The following is a 26,711-nucleotide window of genomic DNA, read 5'->3' on the forward strand; positions in this document are numbered from 1 at the left end:
AGGCAGGCCGGGAGTTACGTGTCCTTGCGGATCCACTTGAACGTCATCTTGCACAGCGCGAGCCCCAACACCAGCCACATGCCCAGCACCAACGCCACGAGCCCCAAATCCCACGCGCCCGAGGGCTCGGCGGCCTCGAAGGTGGCGGGCAGGAACACGCTGCGCATGCCTTGAGCCATCCATTTCAGCGGAAAAATGCTGGCAAAGTTCTGTAGCCAGCCCGGCAACTGGGAAAAGTTCAAGTACACGCCTGAGATGAATTGCAGCACCAGAACCAGCGGGATGATCACTGCCGTGGCCGACTTTCCCGTCCGGGGGAGCGCGGAGAGCGCAATACCCAGGACACAACTGGTGATGACACCAAAGAGAAATACCCAGGCAAAAGTCAGCCACTTGCCAGGCTCGCTGGGCAGCTCCACGTTGAAGGCAACTCGGGCCACCAGCAGCAGTAAGGCCACCTGCAACACCGAACTGAGCAGGACCATGCCGATCTTGCCCATGAAATAGGAAAACACTGGCAGGGGAGTTCCGCCGAGACGTTTGAGCGTGCCGTCACCCTTTTCTGCCGCGATGTCCACCGCGAGGTTTTGCACGCCGCTGAGCAACATGCCCGCGGCCACCATGCCTGGCACATAGAACGACGCCACCGTGATGCCACCGCTGCCATCGGGGGCCGTGCCGATGTTGCCGCTGGTGCTGAAGGCCACGGCAAAAATGGACAACATCATGATGGGGAACAGGAACGTGAAGAACACGGTATCGCCCTGCCGAAAGTACACCTTGAGCTCGTAGCCGATCCGTGAAGTGCCCAGTTGGAGTGTTCTCATGCGTTTTCCTCCGCAGTCTTGGGTGCGGCTGAATGGGTACCCACCATGCCTAGATAAATGTCCTCGAGGCTGGGCCGGGTGATTTCCAAACCATCCACCTCGCCTCCGGCCTCGGCGTACAGCCGCGCCGCGAGTGCTGCCGGTTCGGCGGTGCGCTCACTGCGGACGACGCCGTCCTGCCGCCACCGCACCAGTGGCACCCTTGCGCTTGCCCCGCCGATAACATCGATGGGGCCGATGTCCACGAGCTTGCCACCCACGATGACACCTGCCCGGTCTGCCAACGTCGCAGCCTCATCCAAGTAGTGGGTGGTGAGCAAAATGGTGGTGCCTTCGGCCTTGAGCTGGTTGATCAAGTCCCAAAATTGTCGCCGGGCTTCCGGATCGAAGCCGGTGGTGGGTTCGTCCAAGAACAAGAGCCTGGGCCTGCCAATGATTCCCAACGCCACATCAACCCGGCGGCGCTGACCGCCGGAGAGTTTGCTGATGCGGGTCTTTGCTTTGCTGCCCAAACCCACAGCCTCGATGACGTCGGCGACGTTGCGCGGATGAGGATAGTAGGCGGCGAAGTGAGTCAGCTGCTCCACGACACTGACATTGCCGCTCTCCCCGGTGGATTGCAAAACGATGCCCAGTTGCGACTTCCAGTCCAGCCCGCCGTGTGCCGGGTCCACGCCCAGGACACGAACGTCACCGCTTGTCCTGTCGCGGTAGCCTTCCAAGATTTCTATCGTGGTGCTCTTGCCAGCACCGTTGGGGCCGAGCAAAGCAAAGGTCTCGCCCTCATGGATGTCGAAGCTGATGCCGTCCACGGCTTTGAAGCTGCCATAGGTTTTTTGGAGGTCGCGCACCTGCACGGGGCTCATTGTCATAGCTTCATCCTGACATCTTTGGTGAAGACACCAAAGATGTTTAGGCACAATGCGTCGCGTTAGGCTGTGCGGCATGATCAAATCGCATATTGGCCTGAAGTTGGCAATAATGTTGGCCGTTTCAGTCGCGTTGGCCAGCTGCCAAACGGGCAAGCCAGCCGACAACGGTACGCCAGGGCCAACTGCTGCCACGTCGGAGGCACAACCGTCCTCTCCGTCGCCAACACCGCTGCCATCCAGTGCTCCGCCACTGACACCCCAACAGCAAATGGCTCTCAACACCGAACTCATTGGCGCGGCCACGAACAATGATTCCGCTGCGGTGGTGGCCCTGCTGGCCGATGGAGCCCAGCTGGAGTTCAAGGGAGCAGAAGGACGGACGGCTCTCGTGGCAGCGACGAAATCCAACGCAGTGGCGGCTGCCAAATCCTTAATGGCAGCCGGAGCCAACGTCAACACCAAAGACGATCTGCAAGATTCCGCCTTCCTCTATGCCGGGGCCGAAGCCCTCGACGAGATCCTGGAGATGACGTTGGCGCACGGGGCTGACGTCAAAAGCACCAACCGGTATGGGGGAACCGCCTTGATCCCGGCGTGTGAGCACGGGCATGTCAGCACCGTGAAGATCCTGCTCGCTGCCGAGGTTCCTGTGGACCACGTGAACAACTTGGGATGGACGGGGCTGTTGGAAGCGGTGATCCTTGGAACCGGCGGGGAAGCTCACCAGGAAGTGGTTCGCCTGCTAATTCAGGCTGGAGCCAACGTCAATCTGGCCGACGCGAACGGCGTCACCGCGCTGGCTCACGCCCAAGCCACAGGGCAAGGCGCCATAGCGCAGTTGCTCCTCAACGCCGGAGCCCAAGGTGCGCCGTGAGCGTAACCGGGCCCGCCGGCGTCGTACTTTTAGGGTCAAATCTGGCACTCGCCTTGACCGAGTGCTAATCGATTCCCTAGAGTCGAGTTAGCACTCTCGCCCTGAGGGTGCTAACTGCTTATCTTTTTGGCCATGGGAGCAACACCGGCACCGCGACGACGGTTGGGGCTCCACAAAACATGGCCAGCAAGCCTGCCAGTCATCCATAGAATTTACGCATGTGAAGGAGAGGTCCGAGTGTCGGTCTCTATTAAGCCTCTTGAGGATCGTATTGTTGTTCGCCAGCTCGAAGCAGAGCTGACCACCGCTTCCGGTCTGGTTATCCCGGACACTGCCAAGGAAAAGCCCCAGGAGGGCGAAGTTGTGGCAGTTGGACCCGGCCGCGTTGATGACAACGGCAACCGTGTCCCGATCGATGTTGCCGTTGGCGACGTTGTTATCTACTCCAAGTACGGTGGAACCGAAGTCAAGACCGGCGGCGAAGAGCTGCTGGTTCTCTCGGCCCGCGACGTACTGGCCATCGTAGTTAAGTAACCACTTTTGTAAAGCCCCGCACCGGGAATCCCGCTGATCGAGCCTGTCGAGATCATGGATGAGGGAGCGGGGTCTTTGCTTGAAAGGACCAAACGCATGGCTAAGCAGCTTGCATTCAATGACAGCGCACGGAAGGCCCTTGAGGCTGGTATCGACAAGCTTGCCGATACCGTCAAGGTCACCCTCGGCCCGCGCGGTCGCAACGTTGTGCTCGACAAGAAGTGGGGCGCTCCCACCATCACCAACGACGGCGTAACGATCGCCCGCGAAGTTGAGCTGGAAGACCCGTACGAAAACCTTGGCGCACAGCTGGCCAAGGAAGTTGCCACGAAGACCAACGATGTTGCCGGCGACGGCACCACCACGGCCACCGTTCTGGCACAGGCACTGGTCAAGGAAGGCCTGCGCAACGTTGCCGCAGGCGCGGCTCCCGGTGAGCTCAAGCGCGGCATCCAGGTTTCGGTTGAAGCCATTGCCAAGCGCCTGCTGGAGAACGCCCGCCCGGTTGAGGGTGGACAGGTGGCAGAAGTTGCCGCCATCTCCGCTCAGAGCCAGGAAATCGGCGACCTGCTCGCCGAGGCTTTCGACAAGGTTGGCAAGGATGGTGTCATCACCATCGAAGAGTCCTCCACCACCTCCACCGAACTGGTCCTCACCGAGGGCATGCAGTTCGACAAGGGCTACCTGTCCCCGTACTTCGTCACCGACGCAGAACGCCAGGAAGCAGTCATGGAAGACGCACTGGTTCTGATCAACCAGGGCAAGATCTCCAACCTGCAGGAATTCCTGCCGCTGTTGGAAAAGGCGCTTGCCGCCAACAAGCCGCTGTTCATCATCGCTGAAGACGTCGACGGCGAGGCTCTGTCCACGCTGATCGTCAACCGCTTGCGCGGCACGTTGAACGTTGTTGCTGTCAAGGCTCCGGGCTTCGGCGACCGCCGCAAGGCCATGTTGCAGGACATTGCGATCCTGACCGGCGCACAGGTTGTCTCAGCTGAGATCGGCCTGTCCCTGGACCAGGTTGGCCTCGAGGTGCTGGGTACGGCTCGCCGTATCACCGTCACCAAGGACAACACCACCATCGTTGACGGTGCTGGCACGGCTGACGATGTTGCCGAGCGCGTTGCTCAGCTGCACGCCGAGCTCAAGCGCACCGACTCCGACTGGGACAAGGAAAAGCTGCAGGAACGCCTGGCCAAGCTGGCCGGCGGCATCGGCGTGATCAAGGTTGGCGCAGCCACCGAGGTCGAGCTGAAGGAAAAGAAGCACCGCATCGAGGATGCTGTTTCAGCAACCCGCGCAGCTTTGGAAGAGGGCATTGTTGCCGGTGGCGGTTCCGCACTGGTTCAGGCAGCCAAGGCCCTCGACGACGACGCTGACGTGCTCGCATTGACCGGCGACGCAGCAACTGCTGTTGAGCTGGTCCGCAAGGCTGTTGCTCAGCCGTTGCGCTGGATCGCCCAGAACGCTGGCCACGACGGTTACGTTGTTGTTCACAAGGTTGGCGAACTTGAAGACGGCTTCGGCTTCAACGCTGCCACCGGCGAGTACGAGAACCTGGTTAACGCCGGCGTGATCGACCCCGTCAAGGTCACCCGTTCAGCCCTGCGCAACGCTTCCTCCATCGCGGCTTTGGTGCTCACCACCGAAGTTCTCGTGACCGAAAAGCCTGCCGAGGATGACGAAGCCGGCCACCAGCACTAGTCCCCACACCCTCCCAACGTTCAGCCGCTGGCGCGTCTGAACGTTGGGGCCCTCGGGCGCGTGGGCCCAGCTAGTTTTGGAAATGCCGCCGTTCGCGCATTTTGGCACCGATATACCGGTGGCATTGTGCGGGAACGGCGGCATTTTTGCTTTAACGGCGGAAGGGGCTGCGAACTCCGATCCGCGGCAGGGCAAGTTTCGCCTGAGCGGCGGAGTACTGCGACGGCACCGGTCGACGTCGTTGGCCGAGTCGGTAGATCAGCAAGACTGCCGCGGCAGAGACGATGATGCCTGAAACGTTGAGCAGCAGTTGCAGGGCGGAGCCGGCCGCACGGTCGGGCTGGCCCAACACCAACGCCACGGCAACATAGCCTGCAGCCGGAACTGTTGTCACAGATATGAAGACGCCCACCAGCACCGCAGACTTGCGCCCAATTAGCGACAACATTCCCGCGGCGCCGGCCAGAACAGCCACAATGAACGAATACCAGCCGGGATGGTAGATGAAATCCGTGGAGTTGGAACCGTTCAGCACGTCCGCGGGGTCGAAGAGTCCCATTGAGACGGAGAACGCTGCGGCCACGGCCGTGACGACCATGGCCAGAGGGAAACCAACCGCCAGTGCCAGGAATGCGCGCCGGGCCAATGCCCAACGCCTGTCCACCAGGGCCAAGGCAAGGCCCGCCAAGGCCCCAAATTCCGGGCCCACCACCATGGCGCCCACAATGGCGATGGTGGAATTGGTGACAATGCCAATGCCGGCCAACTGGACCGCGATGATCATGAATGCCAGGTAGCTCCAAGTCAGCTTGGACTCCTCGCTGGTGTTCTTCTCCACCTCATCCCAAATGATGGCGTCGGCTTCCTGACCGGGGACAGCGTTGTCGGCCTGCTCCAGGAGTTCTGAGATCACCAGTTCCGGGCTGGTGATGGTGACTGAACCGACGCTGGCGATATTGAGCCCATGGAGTTTCTCCAGCAGGCCTTCAGCGCTTTCGCGCACCGCTTGCAGGGTGATCACATCACCGGGGGGAATTATTGAAGCTCCCCGGACCCGGGAAACCTCGGAGACTCCGGCGTGTTCTGATGCCAGGGCCACCACCCGGTCCGAAAGTTCAGCCGGGATAACAATCCGAATTTGCAGTGCCATCTGCTGCTTCCTGTGGTGCCGGTGCTTGATCGGAACACTACTACAGGGCCGTGAGGTGGTTCACGGAAGACGTGTCTGCCGTCCGGATGGACGTACGGTGTTAAAGAAGACTCGAACCGTGGGGGCGGTGCAATCCATACGGAAAGTGCTTTTTGAATGTCGCTTGGACTAATGAACGTACCGAAAACTAGCGGCCGGCTTGGGGAACCGGAGGTTCCGGCCGGGCTGGCCCCGCGTGAGCGCAAGTTCCTTCCGGAGGTTCAGGGACTGCGTGCCCTGGCTGTCCTCATGGTGGTCAGTTACCACGTCTGGTTTGGCCGAATCTCAGGCGGCGTGGACATATTCCTGCTCATCTCGGCCTTCTTGCTCACGGGGCAATTCACCCGCAAGATTGAGAGCGGACGCGACTTGGGCCTGCTCAAATACTGGGTTCACTTGTTCAAGCGGCTTCTTCCGCTCATTGCCGTCACGCTTGTAGTTACCCTTGTTGGCGCGTATTTCCTCATACCTGAGACGCGTTGGCACAGCATTATTGGGCAAAGCTGGGCGTCGCTCCTTTACTACCAAAATTGGTTCCTGGCTGCTGAATCCGTGGACTACTACGCCACCGACCACAGTTTGGCCAGCCCCCTGCAGCACTTTTGGTCCTTGTCCATTCAAGGACAGATCTTCATTATTTGGCCGTTGATCTTTGCCGTGGCGGCGCTCATTGCGCGGCGAAGCAAGCTGAGGGTGCGCCCATTGCTCATGTGCATGTTTGGTGCAGTCTTTGTTGTATCGCTGGTGTTTTCCATCGTCACCACTCATGGCAATCAGGCCTTCGCCTACTTTGATACCCGGACCAGGCTTTGGGAATTCGCACTAGGTTCATTGCTCGCCCTGGTGCTGCCTTACCTTCACTTCCGCCGAAACCTCAGAATTGTGCTTGGCTGGTTGGGCATCGTCGGCATGCTGTCCTGTGGTCTTATTTTGCAGGTGGGACAGCAATTTCCGGGCTATATGGCCTTGTGGCCCACGCTGTCGGCAGCGTTCATCATTGTCGCCGGATTCACCGACAGCAAGGTGGGCGTGGATAGATTCCTCAGCTGGAAGCCCTTGGTGAACCTGGGCAACAGCTCCTACGCCTTGTACTTGTTCCACTGGCCCCTGCTGGTGTTTGTCTTGGTAGTGACGGGCCGTGACCATGCCGGTCCCAAGGCTGGGCTGGCGATCATAGTTGTCTCCATCGTGGCCGCTTTCCTTGCTACGAGGTGGATTGACACACCCCTGCGCCGGAACAAGTGGTTTGAACTCAAGCTTCGCCGAGCAGTGGTGGTCATCGCTGTGTGTATTGCAGTGGTGGCGGCGCCACTGGCTGGCTGGCAACACCAGATCCAGGCAAAAGAGCAGGCCGCCTTGGCGCAGGCAGAACACAACAACCCAGGTGCCGGAGCTCTTCGCCCCGATTTTGTGCCACAGGGCGATCCCGCAGCGCCCATGCTGCCAGCACTGACGGCCCTGGACAAGCAGTGGGTCAGTTTGGATAAGAAGTGCGAAGGGGACCTGGCCACTACAGATGCCGTGTTGGAAAAATCCTGTACACAATCAAGTCCCGCAGGCACGCCAAGTAAAACAATCGTTGTTGTCGGAGACTCTCACGCTGAACAGTGGATGGGGGCATTGATTCCCATTGCTGAGGAGAACAACTGGCAGTTGGTCTCGGTTCTGTTGGGCGGCTGTGACTTTGGCGATGAATCAGAAGACAGTGGCAGGGAAAGCAGCTGCGTTGATTTCAATGTTGCTGCGCAGGACTATATTTTGGACCAGCAGCCAGATGCCGTGTTCACCATTGCAACGAATGCTGTCCCTGACTCGCCGACTGAGAACGTCGTTGCCGGTTACGAGACCGCCGTCAAGACCTTCACAAGCGCCGGGATTGACGTGGTGGGTATGCGCGACAACCCGCGGTTCGAAGCCGACGTTGCCAGCTGCGTCTCGGCGCAGGGGGCTGATGCGTGCTCGTTCCAGAAGGACAACAATCTTGCGCCGGAGAACCCAGCAGAAAGCCTGAACTCGATCGACGGTGCCTACATGCTGGACCTCTCCGACAGCTTGTGTGCCGACGGGCGCTGTGATGCTGTGATTGGCAACACCTTGGTGTACATGGACAACAACCACCTGACAGAGGTCTACGCCAAGTCAATGGCCCCGGATCTGGAAGAGCACTTGTTTGCTGCCACGGGATGGAAACGTGGCTAGCTGACCATGACGTGAGGGCTGCCAGTGTGAGCTGGGCCTCGGGAATAGGGCAACAGCAGCTTTCGTTTTAGACTGTAACCAACGCACAGGCCAGCTTCGTAATTACGGGACCGGCCATCGGATGCACACACCCACCGGTTCTACCCCGCCAAGGAGCCTTCGTGTCCCAGCCCGAAATTCATGACCCATTCGCCTTTGTTGGACTGACGTACGACGACGTCCTGCTCCTTCCCGGACACACCAACGTGATCCCCTCCGATGCGGACACCAGCTCACGCGTGTCCAAGCGCATCACTGTTCAGACCCCGCTGCTTTCGGCCGCCATGGACACCGTGACCGAATCCCGCATGGCCATCGCCATGGCCCGCCAGGGCGGTTTGGGTGTTGTGCACCGCAACCTGTCCATTGAGCGTCAGGCCGAAGAGGTTGACCTGGTCAAGCGCAGCGAATCCGGCATGATCACCAACCCGGTGACCATTGGCTCAGAGGCCACGTTGGCCGAGTTGGACGAGCTCTGTGCCCGCTTCCGCGTTTCGGGCCTGCCGGTCGTGGACAACGACGGACGCCTCATGGGCATCGTTACGAACCGCGACACCGTCTTCATCCCCGAAAACGAATACTCTCAACGCCTGGTGCGCGACGTCATGACCCGCATGCCGTTGATCACCGGCAAGGTGGGCATCAGCCGCGAGGACGCCTCCAACTTGCTCGCCAAGAACAAGATTGAGAAGCTCCCGCTGGTTGACGACGCCGGAATTCTCCGCGGCCTGATCACCGTGAAGGACTTCGCCAAGGCTGAGCAGTACCCCTTGGCCACAAAGGACGACGAGGGCCGCCTGCGCGTTGGTGCTGCTATTGGCTTCTTCGGTGACGGCTACGAGCGCGCCATGACCCTGGTTGAGGCTGGCGTGGACGCCTTGTTCGTTGACACTGCCAATGGTCACAGCCAGGGAGTCCTGGAAATGATCGCACGCCTGAAGAGCGAAAAGGCCGCTGCCCACGTTGACATCATCGGCGGCCAGGCGGCTACCCGTGAGGGTGCTCAGGCCTTGATCGACGCCGGTGCCGATGGCATCAAGGTTGGCGTTGGCCCGGGCTCCATCTGCACCACTCGCGTTGTTGCTGGTGTTGGCGTTCCGCAGATCACCGCCATTTACGAGTCCGCCAAGGCAGCTATCCCGGCCGGTGTTCCGTTGATTGCCGACGGCGGTCTGCAGTACTCGGGCGACATCGGCAAGGCACTCGTTGCCGGCGCCGACACCGTCATGATCGGTTCACTTTTGGCCGGCACCGAGGAATCCCCGGGCGAGACCGTGTTTGTCAACGGCAAGCAGTTCAAGGCTTACCGCGGCATGGGCTCACTGGGCGCCATGCAGACCCGTGGCAACAACACCTCGTATTCCAAGGACCGTTACTTTCAGGCCAATGTCTCCGGCGATGACAAGCTCATCCCCGAGGGCATTGAAGGCCGTGTTGCTTACCGCGGCCCGCTGGCTTCGGTTGCCTACCAGCTGGTTGGTGGCCTGCGCCAGACCATGTTCTATGTTGGTTCGCCCACCATTCCCGAGCTGAAGGCCCGCGGCAAGTTTGTCCGCATCACGGCTGCCGGCCTGAAGGAATCGCACCCCCACGACATCACCATGACCGTGGAAGCACCGAACTACAACAAGTAACTTGCCCGCGCAGGACTGCGGTTAAGGTTCGACGGCGGCGGCTCACCTTTCACGGGTGGGTCGCCGCCGTTTCTGCGTTTCTCACGCTAGATACGACAATGCTAGGCGGACAAGGCGGCCTTGAAGTTCTCGAGAGCTTCGGCGGCTGGGTGGGTGCTTTCAACGGATCCAAGAGCGAGTTCCCATGGTCCCGATTCCACGGCCGTCAGAAATGCTTGGACTGTCTCGGCATCGACGCGCATACGCCGAATGCTCACCTTGGCGGGGAATCCTTCGGTGCCGGCCGCGAGGTACTCATTGCACAGGTGCAGGCCAAGCTCCATCATGGCGGGCCCGGACTCGATGGGCTGGACATCGTGCACACCGAACGGGGAGATGCTCAACAGGACGGCCCCGACGTTGGAGCCAACGGCGAAGAGCAGATGACTGGAAGCGGGTGCGGCCAGCGTGATTTCCAACCACTCTTGAGCCTGTGCAATAACGGATCCCACAATGGCGGCATTTTCCACCGGCACAATCTTCTCGCCCTGTGGTGCGGCCAGCCCACGCACCATCAAAGTGGTGACTCCTGCGTGGCGGAAGAGCTCGTTGTCGCCGTGCTGATCAAGTCGCAACAGGCCCAAGGTAGTGGCCGCCGACTCCGTGGGTGTCATGGACAGCAGGGCAAGCAGCTCATGATCGGTCATGCGTAATTCAGTTTCAGTCATGGGCTAAGCGTAGCGGCCGAGGGGCCCCGGCCGAGGGCAGCGAGGTCTGGGGAGGTCGCAAGCGGTAGCGGCCAAGATTCCTACAGCGGCCCGAAGCTTCTGTTGCCGGAGGGGTCGTGCCACGTGGATGAAAGGGCCTCAAGCTCCTGCCGCAGCGCGGGGCTCTTGTTGATGTAGCCGCGGAAGCCTTGCCGCGCATGTTGGGCGCAATAGGCCGGCCCCACGAACACGCTGGCGATACCCAAGAGAAACAGCAGCGCAACTACCACGAAAGAAATTGCGGGGCCGGGGCCCTCCGATAGCCAGCCGTGCAATGCCAACGCCATGGGGCCGCCCACGGCAAAGACCATGAGAGCTGCGAGACTCAAGCCCGAAGCAGTTCTTCCCGGTGCACGGGACGTTCGGGGCTGGGCCGCACGGGCGATCTTGGGCAATTTTGCCGTCGTGATGTAAATGCTGACGCACAGCAGGGCCAAACCACCTAAGATCAGGCTGATCCATAATCCTGGAGCGCCGCGCATCATGATGAGGGCAAGCAGCCCACCGGCAAGGACTGCGGTGCCCAGACCTGTCATGGCAACGGCGAAGCCCCGCCACTGCCCGTACGCCCACGCCATGTCGCGCAGGGCCGAGGTGGTGGTCTCCGGAGCCATTCGGGCCATGTCCGAGTCAAGCCAGTAGTCGAGTGGTTTTCCCGGCATAGCGGGAAAGGGGGTGGTGTAGTTCATTGTCCTTCTACTTTCGGGCGTGCGGTGTTGGCGAGCTTCCGAGCCCCGAGAATCAGCAGCGGGTAAATCGTCAACGGCACGGCAAGAACAACGGGGTCCATGCCGTAGCGGAGGTTGATGCCGAGGGCTGAAAAATACCAAAACAGGCCGGCCATGAGCCATAGAACGACGGCAATAGTTGCCAGAATCGCAGCCTTTTTCTTCACCAAGGAGGGTTCAGTGCTTTCACCCGGCGGCTGTACGGCCGGGAGGGTCCGCGTACGCATCCACAGGAGCAGAAGTACTGCGGCGAAAACCAACGCCCCGATTCCGGCCGCCAACCCCCGGGGCTGTCCGCCCAGAGTGGGGTTAACGAGCGCCATCACGGCAAAGACCAGTACGACGGCGCCTGTGGCCAGCATGAGCGCTGCCGCACGTCCGCGCGGCGTGGCATTGAGCGCAGAAGCGAACCGATGAGAAGGCGGGGGCATTAGACCAGAGCTGAACTGAACAGCTCAAACGCGGTCGCGGCTGGAACCGTGGCCGTCTGTGCTGCCTCACCTTGGCCAGTCTGCAAGGTCCACGTCTCGTCTTCGTCGCGTTTGAGATGGGCTGTGCGCGAAGTTTCAGAGAGTGCATGGTGCGTGACCATGGCCGCAGCCGGAAGGCCGTCCGTTGCGTCCTGAAGATACGCTTTCGTGAGGAGAACGCCCAGATGGGCCAAGCCCTCGGAGGTATCAACGGGCCGAACCTGGTGGGCGCCAAGCCGGTTCAACGACAGGAGCAAGGAGCCGTGCTCCGATGCGGCAACGAACATGACATGGTCGGCGGCGGGAGTCACGAAGGCCACCTCAAGCCATGCGGTTGCGGTGGTCAATACCGCCGCGACCAAGGCACCCCGCTCGGCGGGAATGATGTCATCACCACTGGGCTCGGCCATTCCGCGAGCCAGTAGCGTAGTAATTCCGGCGCGTTCCAAAACATCCTGGTGCGGTACGCCGCCGAGCCGGAACACGTCACGGGTGGAGGCGGATGACTGAGTTGGATTCATGGCCAGAAGAGCTAGCAGTTCATGGTCGGTCAGGAGGAGATCTGATTCGTTGGTCATTGTTCCTTCTTGGTGGAGTCCAAAGCGGTTAAGTCTCAAAATGTGCGGCGGTATGCCCCAACTCTATCCACCGGAGAGCCAGCCCCAGGCCTTCTTGGCAACGTTGGCGGTCTCTTCGCCAAGCCATTTGGCACCGTCGGCGGCCTTGTCGCCTACCCACTGGGCCCCGGCCCCGATCATCTCACTCGTTGAACCGTAGCCAAGAGAACTGGAGAGCAATCCCAGACCGGCCCATGCGATGCCCGCCACGGCGAAGGCTGGGCCAACCACCGGAATGAAGGATCCAACGGCCAAAACGGTAGTCACGCCACCGTCAATCATTTGGTTCGCATCGCCATTGATGTAGCCATTGGCGAACTGGACGCCGCCACCAATGACGCTTAGCACTCCAGCGGCACGTCCCACCATGGAAAGACCGTTGAGCAGTTGGGTGCCCTTGACGTACTGGCCCAACTGGCCAGCCTCGGCGCTCAAAAGGCTCCACGGCATCTTGCGCAGGAGACCGGCGTCGACCATTTTGCTCAGGAGGTTACTGGCAAAGGTTCCACCTATGGTGGCCACCAGGTTGCCTGTTTGATAGATCGGGTTGCCGTTGGCATCCACGAGGCCCTGCAACGGTGAATCGGATCCGCCCGGACCGGAACCGCCTGATCCGCCCGAGCCACCCGGACCGCCTGCCGATCCCGAGCCGCCGCTGTCAACGGCACTGGTTTTTTCCTGTTCGTCGGCCTGGACCTTGAGCAGATTGGAGTGTTCGGCCAGCATGAGCCCAGTGGAGTGCAAGGTTTTGCGCATGCCGTTGTTCCATTGGCCGCGGAACTTCTCGCTGTCCGGCCCATTCCAACGGGCATTGGCTATGACACTGTTCAGTGAGGCCGCCACATGCTTGAGCTTGCTGCCCGAGGACTCCATGGTCTTGGCGAGATCCCGAAGTTGGTCCGGGTCCGCGCCGATCATGCCATCTGCCATAGCCTCGCCTGTCTGAGTCGAAAATGGATGCGGACACACCCGCAAGTTTCGTTTCAGCCTAGGCCACCTAAGCGTTAGGGCGCGATGGGTAGGAGTCACCATCCACCGATAGACTCAACGAATGCTTCCCCCTTATGACCCCTGCACCGAATATTCGCACTGGGACTCAGGGCTCTGGACCCGTGTCCTGGCCGCGTCCGGTGTCCGCAATCCCTTCAGCAATGCCCCTTTCAGTGAGGCGATGCTGGCGGGCCTGGCCGGCGGTATCGGTTTCATGATCTTCACGTTTGAATACAAGGAGACCACCACGGCCTCGGCTGTCACCCGTTTCCACCCTGGCCCATACACCGAGAATTTGCTGCGTCGCAGTGGTGCCGCGGTCAACATCCAGCAGACCGGCAGCGCCAAGCTAGCCCAGTCGCGACTGGATGCCGCGCTGGAATCCGGGGTACCCGCCGTCGTGCGTGTTGTGCGCGGCAAGCTGCCGTGGGTGGCCGAGGATCCGCTGGCGGACATGGACTCCGTGGACATGGCGGTGGTGGCCAGGGAAGGCGAGGACTACCTGATGGACGACGGCGGCGGACAGCTTCGGCTGCTCGGGGCGCAAGAGCTGGCACAAGCGCGCGGATCGCGCAAAGCCGACAAGCATTGGCAGGCGCACGTGGTCAAGGGCGAGGGCGATTCCCTAACAGGGGAGGTGCTGCGGCAGGCCGTGGCCGAGACAGCGCAACAACTGCTGACCCAGCAATCGCCTCCCGGAATTCCGCCGGGTTATGCAAAGAATTTTGGCATCATGGGCATGCAGACCTGGGCCCACCGCCTCTTGGATTCGACGTCCAAACTCGGGTGGCCGCGGATCTTCGCCGATCCCGAACGCTCCCAGGCTGGCTTGAGCATGTTGCACGGGTTGTTGGCCGGGAAACGGTTCAGCGGACCCGGCGCCTTGCGCCCGTTGTACTCACAATTTCTGCGTGAGGTGGCGCTGCTCGGGAGTCTGTGCCCGGCGTCGACCTTTCGGTGCTGGACGAGGCGGCCACGCAATACCAGGCCCTGGGCATGCACTGGGACGCGGTGACCAAGCTGGTCGGTGCCGCGGGAAAGCCAGATTTTGCGGCTATGGCCAAGAAAGTTGAAGTCATCGCCGAACTTGAAACCGAAGCAGCCCTGGCCCTGCGTGGTTCGGTGGCCGACGCGCTTTAATGGCTCCGGCCCTCGCTGCGATAGGCTAGGGGCGTGACTTATGAGATTGAGATTGGCCGTGGAAAGCGTGGACGCCGCGCATATTCGTTGGATGAGATTTCGATTGTGCCTGCCCGGCGTACTCGCGATCCCCAAGATGTGTCGGTGAAATGGCAGATCGACGCCTACCAGTTTGAGGCGCCCGTCATTGGCGCGCCCATGGATTCGGTTATGTCTCCGGAGACCGCCATTGCCCTCGGCAAGCTCGGCGGACTCGGCGTGCTGGATCTGGAAGGCCTGTGGACCCGCTACGAGAACCCGCAGTCCGTCCTGGATGAGATCGCCACGCTGGAGGGTTCGGTCATTGATCCCGAAACCACCCGCCGCTTGCAGGAAATCTACAGTGAACCCATCAAGGAAGAGCTGATCACGGCGCGTCTGGCCGAGATCCGTGCCGCGGGCGTTACGGTTGCCGGCTCTCTGACACCGGGACGCACCCAGGAGTTCTACAAGACGGTGATTGCCGCTGGCGTGGACATCTTCGTGATCCGTGGCACCACGGTTTCCGCCGAGCATGTCTCCAAAACCACCGAGCCGCTGAACCTCAAGCAGTTCATCTACGAACTCGATGTTCCCGTGATTGTAGGCGGCGCTGCAGGTTACACCTCCGCGCTTCACCTCATGCGCACCGGCGCCGCAGGCGTCCTGGTGGGCTTTGGCGGCGGCGCCTCCACCACCACCCGCCGCGCCTTGGGCATTCGTTCACCCATGGCCAGCGCCATCTCCGATGTTGCGGCCGCCCGCCGTGACTACATGGATGAATCCGGGGGACGTTACGTTCACGTCATCGCCGACGGCGGCATGGGCTCCAGTGGTGACATCGTCAAGGCTATTGCCATGGGTGCCGACGCCGTCATGCTCGGCGCAGCGCTGTCCCGTGCTGCCGAAGCTCCCGGTCAGGGCTGGCACTGGGGTGCCGAAGCGCACCACGCCGAACTGCCGCGCGGCCACCGCGTGAAGATGGACACCGTGGGTACCTTGGAAGAAGTTCTGCACGGCCCGGCCCACCGCGCCGATGGAAGCTCCAACCTGATCGGTGCACTGCGCCGCGCAATGGCCACCACGGGCTATTCAGATCTGAAGGAATTCCAGCGGATCGACGTGATTGTTTCCGCATAGTTTTGCCTCCTGAAATTGCCCCGGTCAGCTAGCTGGCCGGGGCATTTTCTTGCCTCAAATGCGCCGGGTTAAGCGGCACCGGATAGACTGGATGCAGATTTACGCCGCCGTCCGCCTTGAAAGGTACAGATGACACCGGGTTCACTGGAACGCTATGAAACTGAACTGACCAACGCCGGCCTGGTGATCTTGGAAATGGAAGCTGTTTCCAAGGAAGACGCGGCGCTGCAGTTGGCAACCAAACTCTTTGAGCAGGGCCGAGTTTCTGATCTTGACGGGTTCCTGAGGGACGTCAACGCCCGCGAACACCAGATGGCCACGGGCCTGCCCGGCGGCATCGGCCTCCCACATGCTCGAAGCAACTTTGTGCAGGAAATCTCCATCGCCGTGGGCATCACCAAATTTGACCACAGCCTGGACTTTGGTGGGGTGGATGGGCCAGCCACCGTCATCTTGCTCGTTGCAACGCCCGCCAGCTCCTTTTCCGTCCACCTGGAAGTCCTGGCGACCTTGGCACGCTCACTGTTCAAGGAAAATTTCCGTGAATCACTGCGCCGCGCCCACGACGCCGAGGTTATCGCCGAGCTGATCAACTCGACCCTGGTGTTCTTCGACCACTAGTCCCCACGCCCTCCCACTGCTCGCAAGCTCGCGGCGGGTCCCTCGGGCGCGTGGGCCCACCCACGCCCTCCCACCGCTCGCAAGCTCGCGGCGGGTCCCTCGGGCGCGTGGGCCCACCCACGCCCTCCCACCGCTCGCAAGCTCGCGGCGGGTCCCTCGGGCGCGTGGGCCCACCCACGCCCTCCCACCGCTCGCAAGCTCGCGGCGGGTCCCTCGGGCGTGTGGGCCCACCCACGCCTGTGCGGTCGTCATCACTGCATTCGTTGTTCTACACGGTTACGAAGTACCTTTGAAGTGTGTTAAAAACTGCTGTCAAGCCCAAATGGATCGCCGCGCTGGTCTTTGCCCTTGCCGTATCAGCCGTTCTGGTCCTCTTGAGCCAATGGCAGTTCTCCCGCTCGCTTGAAAAGGACGTTGCCCCGCCCTCCGTAACGGAGAAGGTCCAGCCACTGCTGGACACCCTGCAACCTGGTCACCTTATGACAGGCGATATTGAAGGCCAGATGGTGACCGCCACAGGCCATTTTGATCCCACCAAACAGGTCTTGGTGCCTTCCCGACTCCAAGATGGCAATGAAGGCTATTGGGCGGTAACAGGGTTTGTGGTCGATGGCGCAGTTCCACCCGTTGGATCCGCGGCCACCCAAGAAGTGGTGATCCCGGTTGCACGTGGATGGGTTGCCTCCCCGGGTGATGTTCCCGCGGTGCCTGTTGGCGGCGTCGAACTTGAGGGCCGGCTCCTGAACTCGGAAGGGCCAGTTCTGAAGAAGGATCTTCCTGAGGGCCAGGTTGCGGCCTTGTCCTCGGCCGAGCTGACCAACCGGTGGAACGTGAGCATGTATGCGTCCTTTATCGTGTCCTTCAGCGAAATCATTGACGGCCAGGACGTGGGGGCCGATGCCACGAGCAACGCGTTGGTGCCCATTACCGTGACGGCAACAGACCAAAATAACAAGATTAACTGGCTGAACATTTTCTACTCAATCGAGTGGGCCGTGTTCGCCGGATTCGCCGTCTTCCTGTGGTGGCGCTTGGTAGCGGACGATTACCGCCGTGACCAGGACGCGCTCTACGACCTCGAACATGACGACGACGAAACGCCCTGACTCAGCACACCCGGACATGCCACCGTGCACCGTCTGAAACCAGCGACGCCCACCACCAGAAACGATTGAGGAGAGCCGGCACCGTGACCGAGCCCAAGAACAGCGAATCAACCCCCGTGCACGCCACCGCACAGCCAGCCAAGGCTGCCCCCAAGCGCCGCTTCGGTGGCACTCCGGCACAGATCCTCACAGCCCTTAAGTTCTACAAGGTGCTCGCTTACGCAACGGGCATCATGTTGTTGCTGCTCGTCATTGAGTTGGTGCTCCGCTACGCCTTCCAGAGCGTTCTGGTGGCTGGCGGCACGGACACCCTCGGTGCCAGTCACGGCTTCGGCCTGGTCAACATTGACGGCGGCGTCATGCCCATCACCGGCGGCGTGAACCTCTCCACCACGGTTCTGATCATCCACGGTTGGATGTACGTGGTGTACCTGATCGCCGATTTCCGCCTCTGGACCTTGATGCGTTGGCCCTTTGGCAAGCTGGTGCTGATTGCACTCGGCGGTGTGATTCCTTTCCTGTCCTTCTTCGTTGAGGCCAAGGTGCACAAGGAAGTCCTCGCCGAGGTCGCCGCCAACCCCAAGGCCGGAAAACGGTACTAAAGGCAGCACTAACCGCAGCTGCACCACAACTCGCTTCACTCATGAACGCCGCATCACTTTCGGGCCCTAAATTGAGAACGCTTCTGCAATCGTTGATGGAGCGAAACGGTTTTAACCCCTAAAGATGATGCGGCGTTTGAGATATGCGGTTCATGACGGGCCCATTTTGAGTCGCTCATCACGGAAAGCACAGCGTCGGGGCGCGCTGGTGCCGCCGTGGGTTAAGATTGAGGGGTGACTAATCCCGCTACGGCCCAGACTTCCCAGAAGCCCGTCCTGGTTGTGGACTACGGTGCCCAGTACGCCCAGTTGATTGCGCGCCGTGTGCGTGAGGCCAATGTGTACTCGGAAATCGTGCCGCATACCTATACAACTGCGCAGTTGCTGGCTAAAAACCCAGCTGCCATCATCCTCTCCGGTGGACCTTCCAGTGTCTACGCTGAGGGCGCACCCAACGTTGGTGCAGACCTTTTTGAAGCCGGCATTCCGGTCCTGGGCATTTGCTATGGCTTCCAGGCCATGGCCGCGGCCCTCGGCGGAACCGTAGCTGAAACCGGACTGCGCGAATACGGCTCCACCCAAGTGCAGATCCTTGGCGAAAGCCGCTCCATCCTCAGCGACACCGGTGCTGACCAGACCACATGGATGAGCCATGGCGACAGCGTGCAGGAGGCACCCGAGGGCTTCGACGTCCTCGCATCCTCCGCCGGTGCCCCCGTTGCCGCCTTTGCGAACGAGGAAAAATGCCTGTTCGGTGTGCAGTGGCACCCCGAGGTCAAGCACTCCGAATTCGGCCAGAAGGTCCTGGAGAACTTCCTGTTCAACGGTGCCAAGCTGGAAAAGAACTGGACTGCCACGTCCATCCTCGACGAGCAGGTTGATCGCATCCGCGAGCAGATCGGCAGCGCCAAGGTCATCTGTGGCCTGTCCGGTGGCGTTGACTCCGCCGTTGCCGCAGCCCTCGTGCAGCGCGCAGTGGGCGACCAGCTCACGTGCGTGTTCGTCAACCACGGACTGCTCCGTCAGGGCGAGGCCGAGCAGGTCGAAACCGACTTCGTTGCCTCCACCGGCGCCAAGCTCTACGTTGCCAACGAGCAGGACCGCTTCTTAAACGCCCTTGCCGGCGTCTCCGACCCGGAGACCAAGCGCAAGATCATTGGCCGCGAATTCATCCGCGCCTTCGAGGAAGCAGAACGCGCCATCATGGCCGAGGCTGCCTCCGAAGGTGAAGAGATCAAGTTCCTGGTCCAAGGCACGTTGTACCCCGATGTTGTGGAATCCGGCGGTGGTGAAGGCGCAGCCAACATCAAGAGCCACCACAACGTTGGTGGCCTGCCCGAGGACCTGCGCTTCGAGCTCGTTGAGCCGCTGCGTGCCTTGTTCAAGGACGAGGTCCGTGCAGTGGGCGCCGAACTGGGCCTGCCGGCCGAGATCGTTGGCCGCCAGCCGTTCCCCGGCCCTGGCCTGGGAATCCGCATCGTCGGTGAAATCACCGGCGAACGCCTGGAACTGCTCCGCAAGGCAGACGCCATTGCCCGCGCCGAGCTCACCGCAGCCGGCCTGGATAACGAAGTTTGGCAGATGCCTGTCGTGCTGCTGGCGGACGTCCGCAGCGTCGGCGTGATGGGCGACGGCCGCACCTACGGCCACCCGATCGTGCTGCGTCCGGTTTCCTCCGAGGACGCCATGACCGCCGACTGGTCACGCCTGCCGTACGATCTTCTCGCCAGGATCTCCAACCGAATCACCAATGAGGTGGAAGGTGTAAACCGCGTTGTTCTGGACGTCACGTCCAAGCCACCGGGAACCATTGAGTGGGAGTAATCCCCGGTAGATGACCTGAAGGGCGCCAATGCCTGTAAAATCACGGGAAATTTGGCGCCCTTCAGTGTGCCGAGCAAGCATTAGCGGGCTGAGAGCGATAGCCTGAAAAGCATGTCAGTATGGTCAAGACCGTTTCGCTCAAGTGCAGAGAAGAAGGCACCCGTGTCCGAAGTTGCAGGCCCCATGGAGAGTTCAGTGGAACTCCAAACCTGGCTTGCTGGATTGGATTCCTATTCCGGCCCTGACACTGCCCTTGCGTTTGTAAAGACAGGGCACGGCAGTATCAGCCTCACGCACGCCAACCCGTCCGGCCTCGCCCAGTTGCTTGCCGGCCGAAAGACGCGCCTGTCGACGTTGATTCGCGAACCCGAGCACTACTCGGCCGCTAAGCGGGCGGCCGCTGCCTTGCGCGCCAAAATTTTTGAACTGAGCACCGACCGAGGGATCGATGTCGGGTACCTCGGCGCCGGCATGGCCCGATGGACTTCCGCCGGGGAACCTTCAGCAGGGGAGCATCCCGACGGCGAAGTATGCGCACCTGTGCTGCTGGCGGCCGTGGCTCTCACGGTTCGCCCGGGGCAGGATGATTATGAGCTCCAGCTGATGGAGCAGGCGCAGGTGAACCCCTCGCTGGTCAAGCACCTGGCACAGAAGTGGCACGTCCACCTTGACGCTGCCGCACTGGGGCGACTGGCCTACAGCACGGCTCGCTTTGACCCAGCCCCGGTTTTGGACCGGGTACGGACCTTGCTGGCGTCCATTCCGGGGGCCACGGTGGAACACGATCTGGTGGTCTCCACATTCGCGTTCCTTGCCGATAACTTGGAGGATCCTGCGCTGCAGGCGGGCAGCGAATTGCTTGAACTGCTAAGCAACCACAGCGACGATGACGTGTTGCCGGTTGAGCTTGCTCCCGATTTCTCCCGTTTCGCCGCCTTGGATGACCGTCATCCCGAGGATGAAATCCTGGTGCGCGACGCCGATCGGCACCAGCAATATGTGTTGGACATGATTGGCAACGGCGAGTCAGTGCTGGTTTCCACGCCTCCGGGCACGGGTCAGACACAGACCGCCGTCAACGCGATTGCCCAGCTGGTCCATGATGGCAAGAGTGTCCTGGTGGTGGGCGAACGCCGTGGGACACTCAATGAATTGGCCCAGATTTTCACGGATCACGGCCTCGATTCACTGCTCCTGCAGCTGAGTGCCCAGACAGGCCCGCAGCAGATCAAGTCCCAGCTCATCCGCGCCATCACGCGTAATGAAAAGGCGACGGAACCTGCCCTTTCCAGCCTCCATGAAACGCTGGTTGACCACCGCCACCAGCTGGTAGACCACGTCGCCAGCCTGCACAACGTGCGCGACCGTTGGGGCTGCTCACCGTACCAGGCCATGCAGTCCCTGGCCGAGCTCACCTCGATCCACCCGGCGCCATCCACCACCGTGCGCCTGAAGCGCAGCGTGCTGGACAGCATCCGCGATCGCAAGGAACTCACCGGTCGGCTGCGCCGAGCCGCAGCGCTTGGCGCGTTCAGCCAGGTAGCTGTCAGCAGCGCCTGGCACGGGGCGCGCATGGTGACCCGCAAGGAAACCGAAACCGCCTATGCCCTGGCCGAGCAGCTCAATGAGCAAGTGCCGGAATTTGCCGAGAAGATGCGCGAGGTGGCCGAGTTTGGTCAGATTCGCCAGGGTAATTCCTTCTCCCAGTGGGGTCGCCAGCTGAACATGCTGGTGGCCATCCGCGAAAGCCTGGACAAGTTCAACGCCGACATCTTCGACTGGTCAACAGACGAGATGATCGCGGCCACGGCCACTGCGAGCTGGCGCCGTGAGCGCGGCATCGAGATGCCTGCACTGCAGCGCGCCCGCTTCCGCCGCAACGCCAAGGACCTGGTTCGCCCCGGAGTGCACATCGCCGATCTGCACGAATCACTTGTGCTGGTCAATCAACAAAGCGCACTGTGGGCCGAGGCTGCCACGAGCAAGCGCCATCCCACGGTTCCTGCCGGCCTGGCCGAGCTGAGCCGGACTTACATGAGCCTGCGCGAGAAGCTGCAGACCCTGGGCAAGGTGCTTGAACGCACTGTTGACGGTGGGGATCTGCTGAATTTCAATGCCGGTGAGCTTGCCGGCCGTCTGGAAGCCCTGGTTGCTTCCAAGGCATCGTTGGAAACCCTGCCGGAGCGCACGCTCCTGCTTGAAGGTATGCGGGAGCAGGGTCTTGGGGAACTCCTGGACGACCTTGCAGGTCGCGAGGTCCCCGCCGAGGAGACTGGTTCCGAGCTTGAGTTGGCTTGGTGGCAGTCGGCCCTTGAAGCCATGATCAGCGGCGATGAGTACCTGGCAATGTCCGACGGCGCGAACCTGCGCCGTTTGGAGGCCGAGTTCCGTTTGGCTGACCAAACGCACGTCGCGTCCGGGCCCGGCCGCATTCGCTGGCGCTTGGCGCAGAAGTGGTCGGCGGTCTTGACAGGCCGCAACCGCCAGGGCGAGATGCTCCGCAACGTCTTGAAGGACGGGCGAGTTTCCTTGTCCGCCCTGAGCGCGCAAGCCCCGGATCTGCTGCGGAACTTGGCGCCGGTTTTTGTGCTGAGCCCCTTGGTGGTGCCTTCGGTCATTCCTGCTGACTACCGCTTCGATGCGGTGGTGATCTTGGATGCAGAGTCCACTTCGCTGCAATCGGCACTGCCTGCCTTGGCCCGCGCCGAGCAGGTTGTGGCGTTCGGTGACGAACAAACCGCCTGCCCCAAGAGCTTCTCGGTGTCGGTCAACAAACCCGGTGACAAGAGCGTTGACCAGCATCCTCTGGAAAGCGTCTTCGGCGCACTGTCTCGCGTCTTCCCGCGGCACCGCTTGAGTGTTTCCTACCGAGCCGTTGACGAAGAACTGGTTCGGCAACTCAGTAACGGCTTCTACGATTCCCAGTTGGAGCGGTTGCCCGATGGGCGTGCTGTTACCGGTCTGGACCGGGCCATCACTGTTGACTACTTGCCCGATGGCAAGGGCCTGCCCGGCATGGGTGACAGCGGCGTGGAATCGGTGGTTGCCGAGGTCAACCGGATCGTTGACCTCGTGTTCGAACACGCCCGTGTCCGGCCTCGTGAATCGTTGGCCGTCATCACGGCCAGCGATCGCCACGCCGTTCGGGTTGCGCAGGCCATCCGCCTGCAAATGGCCAACCACCCGCTGCTGACCGAGTTCTTTGGTTCCGGTCCGGAGTCCTTCCGTGTTGTCACGGTGGACAGGGCCGCCGGTTTGGTCCGCGACCGTGTCATCTTCTCGCTGGGTTATGGTCGCACGCCGCACGGGCGTGCCCTGCACGGCTTTGGCCCGTTGTCCGAGCCCGATGGTCGCGCCAAGTTCGCCCTAGCCATGACCCGCGCCAGGACGCACATTCACTTGGTGACCTGCTTCCGTCCCGAGGATCTGGACGAGACCCGGCTGAGCTATGGTGCGGTTGACTTCTTTGAGCTTCTTGATCGCGAATTGGCCGGCAACTCGCTAGTGGGGACACCGGCAACACGAGCCCTCGACAGTGAACGCGAAACAGGGGAGGACCCCCTTGTGGCAGATCTTGCCGATAGGCTCCGCGCCCGCGGCGCCCGGGTATGGCATCATTACGACGGCGCTCTGGACATGGCCGCCGCACCTGATCCCATCCAGTTGCTGGGCCGGGAAGAGCATGAAATTCCGGTCCCAGTTGCAGTCGAGTCGGATGGAACCGCCAGATACCAGAACATGAGCGTGCGCGAACGTAGCCGTTTGCGCCCGGAAATGCTCGAACGCCTAGGCTGGCGGTACGTGCCGTTGTGGACCATTGAGGTCTTCACCGATCCGTCCAGCTGCGCCGATCAGATTGGCCGCTACTTAGGCTTGGGTACTGGAACCGGAGACGCGCTTTTGTCATCCCTCATGGGCTCATCTGAAGATCCGTCCATGACTGCCGTGATTGATTCCCCGCGTTCCCGGCGCCGTACTCCCTCCGCAGCCGAGGGCACGGCGGACCTTGCCGAGCCCGTCGAAGCAAGTGAGAGTGTTCCGACGCTCGCAGCAGTCGTGGCTCCGAACCAGGTAGCAGAAGAAAAACAAGAAGTTGAAGAAGGCGAAACACTCGTGAGTGAAAACGACCAGACAAACGATGCGGAAGCTGCAGAGCCGGCTCCCGGGGCCGTGCCTGCGGCCAAGGAACCGGAGCTACTGCCCAAGGTTGCTCCCCACGATGCTGCCCATACTTGGGGAGATTCCACCTCCGAGAATGGCCACGACGAATGGCTGCGCGAAAACAAGCCCCCGCACTGGGGATAAGGACCGAACAAACATGGCTACTCCGCCACACATTCCCGGGCTGGGTGCCTTCCTCGACAAGGACTCATCCACGCCCCGGCCGGCTGCGCCGCGTCCGGTCACGGTCGCGGTTTGGCTCTTGGTGCTCGCCGCCGCGGCTCAGATAGTGGCTTCCGTCATGGGCATCATCCATGCGGTCTCCCCTGAGCGCGCCCAGGTGTTGCAGGCTCAACTGGCTGCCGACCCTGCCTCCACGCTCAGCCTGGAGGCGATGCGGAACATGGGAGTCATAACGGTGGTGCTGGCCGCGCTGGCCACGGTGTCGGCGTATGTGTTATTTGCCTTCTTCCTCCACAAAGGCCGGATGTGGGCCAGGACAGCCACAAGTGTCTTGGTGGTCCTGACCTTGTCACAGCTGGTGGGGATCGTTTTCCCGGGTGGATTCACCACCATTGCCCAGCTGGTTCTTGGCTCGTTGGCCATTGCGCTTTGCTACATGCCGGCCTCCAAGACGTTCTTCGCGGACATGAAGGCGTACAGGGGCTGAAAGAGGCCACCCAAGCAGGCTCGGTCAGTTGTGCAAGATGAGAAACACCTTGCCCCGGCTGATGGCCCCGGCGAGCTTCACGGCCTGTGTGGCCGATGCCGCCACCACCACGACACCGTCGCTCTCCTGGGCTGGAAAGAGCCCTCCGCCTGTTGACTCCTGATCCGGGGTCCAGAGAACCGGCACTTTCTCGGCCAACGTCTCGTTCGTCACCGGCCCGTCCATTCCTTGGCTGCTACTGAGGACTACGGTGACCAACTGCCCCTGTCGGAGCAGGGTGAGAGTGGAGGGATCGCTCAACCGGAGGGGAACCGCTTGGCTGCCAGCCGGGGCGCCGGCCAACAATCCAGTGCCCAAAAGCGACGCATCCGTGAGTACCTCGCCGCGACGAATCGGGCCGGAGACCTGAAGTCCGAGCCACTCCGTCGAGGAATCCACGGGTGGAGGGGCCCCTGCGGCAAGGACTCCAGCTGCTGGAGAACGTATCGCACCATCGGGAACCATCTGTGGGCTCACCTTCGCGGTCTTCAGGTCATTTGCGCTGAGCACATGACCAGCAGGCAGATCACGAGAAGCAACCATCACACCAGTGGTGATGGGACTGGCAGGAGTGAGCTGTTGAACGGCCAGGGCGGCGGCCGCACAGAGGAACATCGCGGCAAAGAGGCGCCGTCGCCGGACAACCAGCCGGGCCAGTTTTCGAAGAGGAGACGCACGCCGAGACCACTGTTGGGATCGCCAAGCAGGTCCCGCAAATACTGGCGGCGTTGGGGGAGTGCGTGTTGATTTCATGAGGCAACGCTAGGCTCGCGTGCAGGCCAGAAACAGCGGCTAGCGCCTAAAAGTGGACAAGCCGCATCACGCAGGTGTGTGTGGAGGAATCAACGCACGCGATGTTGCCCGTACGTCGAGAACAGCAGAACCTCTAGCTGACCGAAGCCGGAGTGGGGGCGCTGGCCGGCGCAGCAGTGGCTGGTGCTGCCGCGGCCGGTACTGAGCTGGAGGTTGAGCGTGAATCGGTACGGTAGAAGCCCGATCCCTTGAATACAACGCCCACGGAGTTGAACTTCTTGCGCAGGTTGCCGCTGCATTCGGGGCAGATGCTCAGGGAATCATCACTGAATGACTGCTGAATATCGAAAGCATGGTTGCAATCTTTGCAAGCGTAAGCGTACGTAGGCACTAAATTTCCTCCTGGATACGTGCGTTGGGACCGTGCGATTTCCAGTCACGTGACTGGAAGTCCATGGTCCCAAGGCCTAATTCTATCACCGCCCTGTTCAACGCCCCTAAGGGCCGGGACATTCCCGGGCAACATACACGGCCGCTACGCCGGCCCCAAGGTGTGGTGTTCGCTCGGAGTGAGGGCATAGGCAACGGGTGCGTCAAGCGAATCATGGGGCAGCGATGGGGATGGGAAATATTCATGGTTATGCACCACGGCTGCTAGCGGCACAGTAACAATCCCACCCTTTCGTGGGAGGCCAGCGAGAAACCTGTCGTAGTAGCCGCCGCCTTGTCCTAAACGCACACCGGAGCCGTCCACAGCAAGGGCAGGGAGCAAGATGGCCCGCACGGAGACCAGCTGATCATAGGGGAAACGCGGGCCAACGGGTTCCATGACAGGTGCCAGTGCACTGCGCTGCATCGAAACGCCGGGGCTCCAGCGCGTCCAGGTCATTTGGAAATCGGGTTCGCAAACAGGAACAAACACGGAGTAACCGGTGGAGGTCAACGCGGAAAGAAGCGGGCCGGTCGCGGGCTCGCTGCCCATAGCGAGGTAAGCGCAAACCGAACCGCGAGCCGAAGAACCCGTGTCGGCAAGTTTGGCGTCGTGCGTGTCCAGCGTCTCCAGCCACTCCTGGGCAACACGGGCCAGACCTGCGCCAGCGTCTGGGAGTTCCAACTCTCGCCGCTGTGCACGCAGTCGGGAACGCCAGGCAGCCTTGTCGAGCGCATTCATGGGGATCCTGTCGAGAGAAATGGGGCGCTGGATGACGCTTGGA

The 26,711-nt window shown here is 61.4% G+C and carries 25 protein-coding genes; 14 read left to right on the plus strand and 11 right to left on the minus strand.

Features of this window, described 5'->3' with window-relative positions:
* Positions 1–14: 14 nt before the first annotated feature.
* Together BLV41_RS18620 and BLV41_RS18625 are read right to left on the minus strand one after the other, a co-directional pair.
* The gene (locus BLV41_RS18620; RefSeq protein WP_074712889.1) at positions 15–827 is read right to left on the minus strand and encodes an ABC transporter permease; all 813 of its coding nucleotides are present in this window, start codon (positions 825–827) and stop codon (positions 15–17) included.
* Positions 824–1,699 carry an ABC transporter ATP-binding protein gene (locus BLV41_RS18625; RefSeq protein ID WP_074712890.1) on the minus strand — a complete coding sequence of 292 codons (876 nt, stop codon included), beginning with the start codon at positions 1,697–1,699 and terminating at the stop codon, positions 824–826. Before BLV41_RS18625 ends, BLV41_RS18620 begins: the two co-directional genes overlap by 4 nt.
* 73 nt (positions 1,700–1,772) lie before the next feature.
* Here BLV41_RS18625 and BLV41_RS18630 point away from each other — a divergent pair, with 73 nt between their 5' ends.
* The 3 genes from BLV41_RS18630 to groL all read left to right on the plus strand — a co-directional run bounded on the left by BLV41_RS18630 (position 1,773) and on the right by groL (position 4,811).
* Positions 1,773–2,573: an ankyrin repeat domain-containing protein gene (locus tag BLV41_RS18630; protein WP_211481639.1), complete on the plus strand. Its 801-nt coding sequence runs from the start codon at positions 1,773–1,775 to the stop codon at positions 2,571–2,573.
* A gap of 237 nt (positions 2,574–2,810) precedes the next feature.
* Entirely contained in the window at positions 2,811–3,107 is a 297-nt protein-coding gene (groES, locus tag BLV41_RS18635; protein ID WP_038464523.1) for a co-chaperone GroES, read from the plus strand.
* Positions 3,108–3,203: 96 nt separating this feature from the next.
* Positions 3,204–4,811, plus strand: coding sequence for a chaperonin GroEL (groL, locus tag BLV41_RS18640; protein ID WP_044576585.1), 1,608 nt, complete (start codon positions 3,204–3,206; stop codon positions 4,809–4,811).
* A gap of 151 nt (positions 4,812–4,962) precedes the next feature.
* Here groL and BLV41_RS18645 read toward each other — a convergent pair whose 3' ends face one another.
* Complete coding sequence (locus tag BLV41_RS18645; RefSeq protein ID WP_074712891.1) at positions 4,963–5,961, minus strand: DUF389 domain-containing protein; 999 nt, start codon at positions 5,959–5,961, stop codon at positions 4,963–4,965.
* A gap of 171 nt (positions 5,962–6,132) precedes the next feature.
* Between BLV41_RS18645 and BLV41_RS18650 the strand changes: the two genes are divergently transcribed.
* A complete protein-coding gene (locus tag BLV41_RS18650) occupies positions 6,133–8,199 on the plus strand; it encodes an acyltransferase family protein (protein ID WP_074712892.1) in 2,067 nt (688 codons plus the stop codon).
* 161 nt (positions 8,200–8,360) lie between these two features.
* Entirely contained in the window at positions 8,361–9,872 is a 1,512-nt protein-coding gene (guaB, locus tag BLV41_RS18655) for an IMP dehydrogenase (RefSeq protein WP_044576590.1), read from the plus strand.
* A 101-nt stretch (positions 9,873–9,973) separates the two neighbouring features.
* On the opposite strand, the gene BLV41_RS18660 is transcribed toward guaB, so the two are convergent.
* The 5 genes from BLV41_RS18660 to BLV41_RS18680 form a co-directional block, all read right to left on the minus strand.
* Entirely contained in the window at positions 9,974–10,579 is a 606-nt protein-coding gene (locus tag BLV41_RS18660; RefSeq protein WP_074712893.1) for a hypothetical protein, read from the minus strand.
* 80 nt (positions 10,580–10,659) lie between these two features.
* A complete protein-coding gene (locus tag BLV41_RS18665; RefSeq protein ID WP_074712894.1) occupies positions 10,660–11,307 on the minus strand; it encodes a hypothetical protein in 648 nt (215 codons plus the stop codon).
* Positions 11,304–11,777 (minus strand): hypothetical protein, encoded by a 474-nt coding sequence (locus BLV41_RS18670; protein WP_074712895.1) that lies wholly within the window; start codon positions 11,775–11,777, stop codon positions 11,304–11,306. The genes BLV41_RS18665 and BLV41_RS18670 overlap by 4 nt, the downstream gene beginning before the upstream one ends.
* Positions 11,777–12,394: a hypothetical protein gene (locus BLV41_RS18675; RefSeq protein ID WP_074712896.1), complete on the minus strand. Its 618-nt coding sequence runs from the start codon at positions 12,392–12,394 to the stop codon at positions 11,777–11,779. Before BLV41_RS18675 ends, BLV41_RS18670 begins: the two co-directional genes overlap by 1 nt.
* A gap of 63 nt (positions 12,395–12,457) precedes the next feature.
* Positions 12,458–13,363 carry a WXG100 family type VII secretion target gene (locus tag BLV41_RS18680; protein ID WP_074712897.1) on the minus strand — a complete coding sequence of 302 codons (906 nt, stop codon included), beginning with the start codon at positions 13,361–13,363 and terminating at the stop codon, positions 12,458–12,460.
* Positions 13,364–13,484: 121 nt separating this feature from the next.
* On the opposite strand from BLV41_RS18680, the gene BLV41_RS18685 reads away from it, so the two are divergent.
* The 9 genes from BLV41_RS18685 to BLV41_RS18720 all read left to right on the plus strand — a co-directional run bounded on the left by BLV41_RS18685 (position 13,485) and on the right by BLV41_RS18720 (position 24,705).
* A complete protein-coding gene (locus tag BLV41_RS18685) occupies positions 13,485–14,438 on the plus strand; it encodes a BtrH N-terminal domain-containing protein (protein WP_074712898.1) in 954 nt (317 codons plus the stop codon).
* Complete coding sequence (locus BLV41_RS22160; RefSeq protein ID WP_170835498.1) at positions 14,420–14,563, plus strand: hypothetical protein; 144 nt, start codon at positions 14,420–14,422, stop codon at positions 14,561–14,563. The genes BLV41_RS18685 and BLV41_RS22160 overlap by 19 nt, the downstream gene beginning before the upstream one ends.
* Before the next feature lie 33 nt (positions 14,564–14,596).
* Positions 14,597–15,721 carry a GuaB3 family IMP dehydrogenase-related protein gene (locus BLV41_RS18690; RefSeq protein WP_044576609.1) on the plus strand — a complete coding sequence of 375 codons (1,125 nt, stop codon included), beginning with the start codon at positions 14,597–14,599 and terminating at the stop codon, positions 15,719–15,721.
* Between the two features lie 129 nt (positions 15,722–15,850).
* Entirely contained in the window at positions 15,851–16,342 is a 492-nt protein-coding gene (locus BLV41_RS18695) for a PTS sugar transporter subunit IIA (RefSeq protein WP_044576613.1), read from the plus strand.
* 296 nt (positions 16,343–16,638) lie between these two features.
* Positions 16,639–17,448, plus strand: a complete 810-nt coding sequence (locus BLV41_RS18700; RefSeq protein WP_074712899.1) for an SURF1 family protein — start codon at positions 16,639–16,641, stop codon at positions 17,446–17,448.
* 83 nt (positions 17,449–17,531) lie between these two features.
* Positions 17,532–18,050 carry a DUF3817 domain-containing protein gene (locus BLV41_RS18705; protein ID WP_083360867.1) on the plus strand — a complete coding sequence of 173 codons (519 nt, stop codon included), beginning with the start codon at positions 17,532–17,534 and terminating at the stop codon, positions 18,048–18,050.
* 234 nt (positions 18,051–18,284) lie between these two features.
* On the plus strand, positions 18,285–19,874 hold the full coding sequence (guaA, locus tag BLV41_RS18710) for a glutamine-hydrolyzing GMP synthase (protein ID WP_074712900.1): 1,590 nt from the start codon (positions 18,285–18,287) through the stop codon (positions 19,872–19,874).
* Between the two features lie 111 nt (positions 19,875–19,985).
* Complete coding sequence (locus BLV41_RS18715) at positions 19,986–24,179, plus strand: AAA family ATPase (RefSeq protein ID WP_074712901.1); 4,194 nt, start codon at positions 19,986–19,988, stop codon at positions 24,177–24,179.
* A 13-nt stretch (positions 24,180–24,192) separates the two neighbouring features.
* Positions 24,193–24,705 (plus strand): hypothetical protein, encoded by a 513-nt coding sequence (locus BLV41_RS18720; RefSeq protein ID WP_074712902.1) that lies wholly within the window; start codon positions 24,193–24,195, stop codon positions 24,703–24,705.
* A gap of 24 nt (positions 24,706–24,729) precedes the next feature.
* Here BLV41_RS18720 and BLV41_RS18725 read toward each other — a convergent pair whose 3' ends face one another.
* The 3 genes from BLV41_RS18725 to BLV41_RS18735 form a co-directional block, all read right to left on the minus strand.
* Positions 24,730–25,497 (minus strand): RcpC/CpaB family pilus assembly protein, encoded by a 768-nt coding sequence (locus tag BLV41_RS18725; RefSeq protein WP_244516967.1) that lies wholly within the window; start codon positions 25,495–25,497, stop codon positions 24,730–24,732.
* A gap of 133 nt (positions 25,498–25,630) precedes the next feature.
* The gene (locus BLV41_RS18730) at positions 25,631–25,888 is read right to left on the minus strand and encodes an FmdB family zinc ribbon protein (RefSeq protein WP_074712904.1); all 258 of its coding nucleotides are present in this window, start codon (positions 25,886–25,888) and stop codon (positions 25,631–25,633) included.
* Between the two features lie 144 nt (positions 25,889–26,032).
* Positions 26,033–26,668 (minus strand): 5-formyltetrahydrofolate cyclo-ligase, encoded by a 636-nt coding sequence (locus tag BLV41_RS18735; RefSeq protein WP_074712905.1) that lies wholly within the window; start codon positions 26,666–26,668, stop codon positions 26,033–26,035.
* Between the last annotated feature and the right edge of the window lie 43 nt (positions 26,669–26,711).

The organism is Arthrobacter alpinus (genome assembly GCF_900105965.1).
GTDB classification, from domain to species: domain Bacteria; phylum Actinomycetota; class Actinomycetes; order Actinomycetales; family Micrococcaceae; genus Specibacter; species Specibacter alpinus.

Coding starts and splice junctions, on each gene's coding strand:
- BLV41_RS18680 (WP_074712897.1), bottom strand. CDS start 13,363: ATGGCAGATGGCATGATCGGCGCGGACCCGGACCAACTTCGGGATCTC.
- BLV41_RS18620 (WP_074712889.1), bottom strand. CDS start 827: ATGAGAACACTCCAACTGGGCACTTCACGGATCGGCTACGAGCTCAAG.
- BLV41_RS18685 (WP_074712898.1), top strand. CDS start 13,485: ATGCTTCCCCCTTATGACCCCTGCACCGAATATTCGCACTGGGACTCA.
- BLV41_RS18665 (WP_074712894.1), bottom strand. CDS start 11,307: ATGAACTACACCACCCCCTTTCCCGCTATGCCGGGAAAACCACTCGAC.
- BLV41_RS18715 (WP_074712901.1), top strand. CDS start 19,986: ATGTCAGTATGGTCAAGACCGTTTCGCTCAAGTGCAGAGAAGAAGGCA.
- BLV41_RS18695 (WP_044576613.1), top strand. CDS start 15,851: ATGACACCGGGTTCACTGGAACGCTATGAAACTGAACTGACCAACGCC.
- BLV41_RS18645 (WP_074712891.1), bottom strand. CDS start 5,961: ATGGCACTGCAAATTCGGATTGTTATCCCGGCTGAACTTTCGGACCGG.
- BLV41_RS18670 (WP_074712895.1), bottom strand. CDS start 11,777: ATGCCCCCGCCTTCTCATCGGTTCGCTTCTGCGCTCAATGCCACGCCG.
- BLV41_RS18660 (WP_074712893.1), bottom strand. CDS start 10,579: ATGACTGAAACTGAATTACGCATGACCGATCATGAGCTGCTTGCCCTG.
- BLV41_RS18735 (WP_074712905.1), bottom strand. CDS start 26,668: ATGAATGCGCTCGACAAGGCTGCCTGGCGTTCCCGACTGCGTGCACAG.
- BLV41_RS18625 (WP_074712890.1), bottom strand. CDS start 1,699: ATGACAATGAGCCCCGTGCAGGTGCGCGACCTCCAAAAAACCTATGGC.
- BLV41_RS18650 (WP_074712892.1), top strand. CDS start 6,133: ATGAACGTACCGAAAACTAGCGGCCGGCTTGGGGAACCGGAGGTTCCG.
- groL (WP_044576585.1), top strand. CDS start 3,204: ATGGCTAAGCAGCTTGCATTCAATGACAGCGCACGGAAGGCCCTTGAG.
- BLV41_RS18630 (WP_211481639.1), top strand. CDS start 1,773: ATGATCAAATCGCATATTGGCCTGAAGTTGGCAATAATGTTGGCCGTT.
- BLV41_RS18720 (WP_074712902.1), top strand. CDS start 24,193: ATGGCTACTCCGCCACACATTCCCGGGCTGGGTGCCTTCCTCGACAAG.
- BLV41_RS18675 (WP_074712896.1), bottom strand. CDS start 12,394: ATGACCAACGAATCAGATCTCCTCCTGACCGACCATGAACTGCTAGCT.
- BLV41_RS22160 (WP_170835498.1), top strand. CDS start 14,420: ATGCACTGGGACGCGGTGACCAAGCTGGTCGGTGCCGCGGGAAAGCCA.
- BLV41_RS18725 (WP_244516967.1), bottom strand. CDS start 25,497: ATGAAATCAACACGCACTCCCCCAACGCCGCCAGTATTTGCGGGACCT.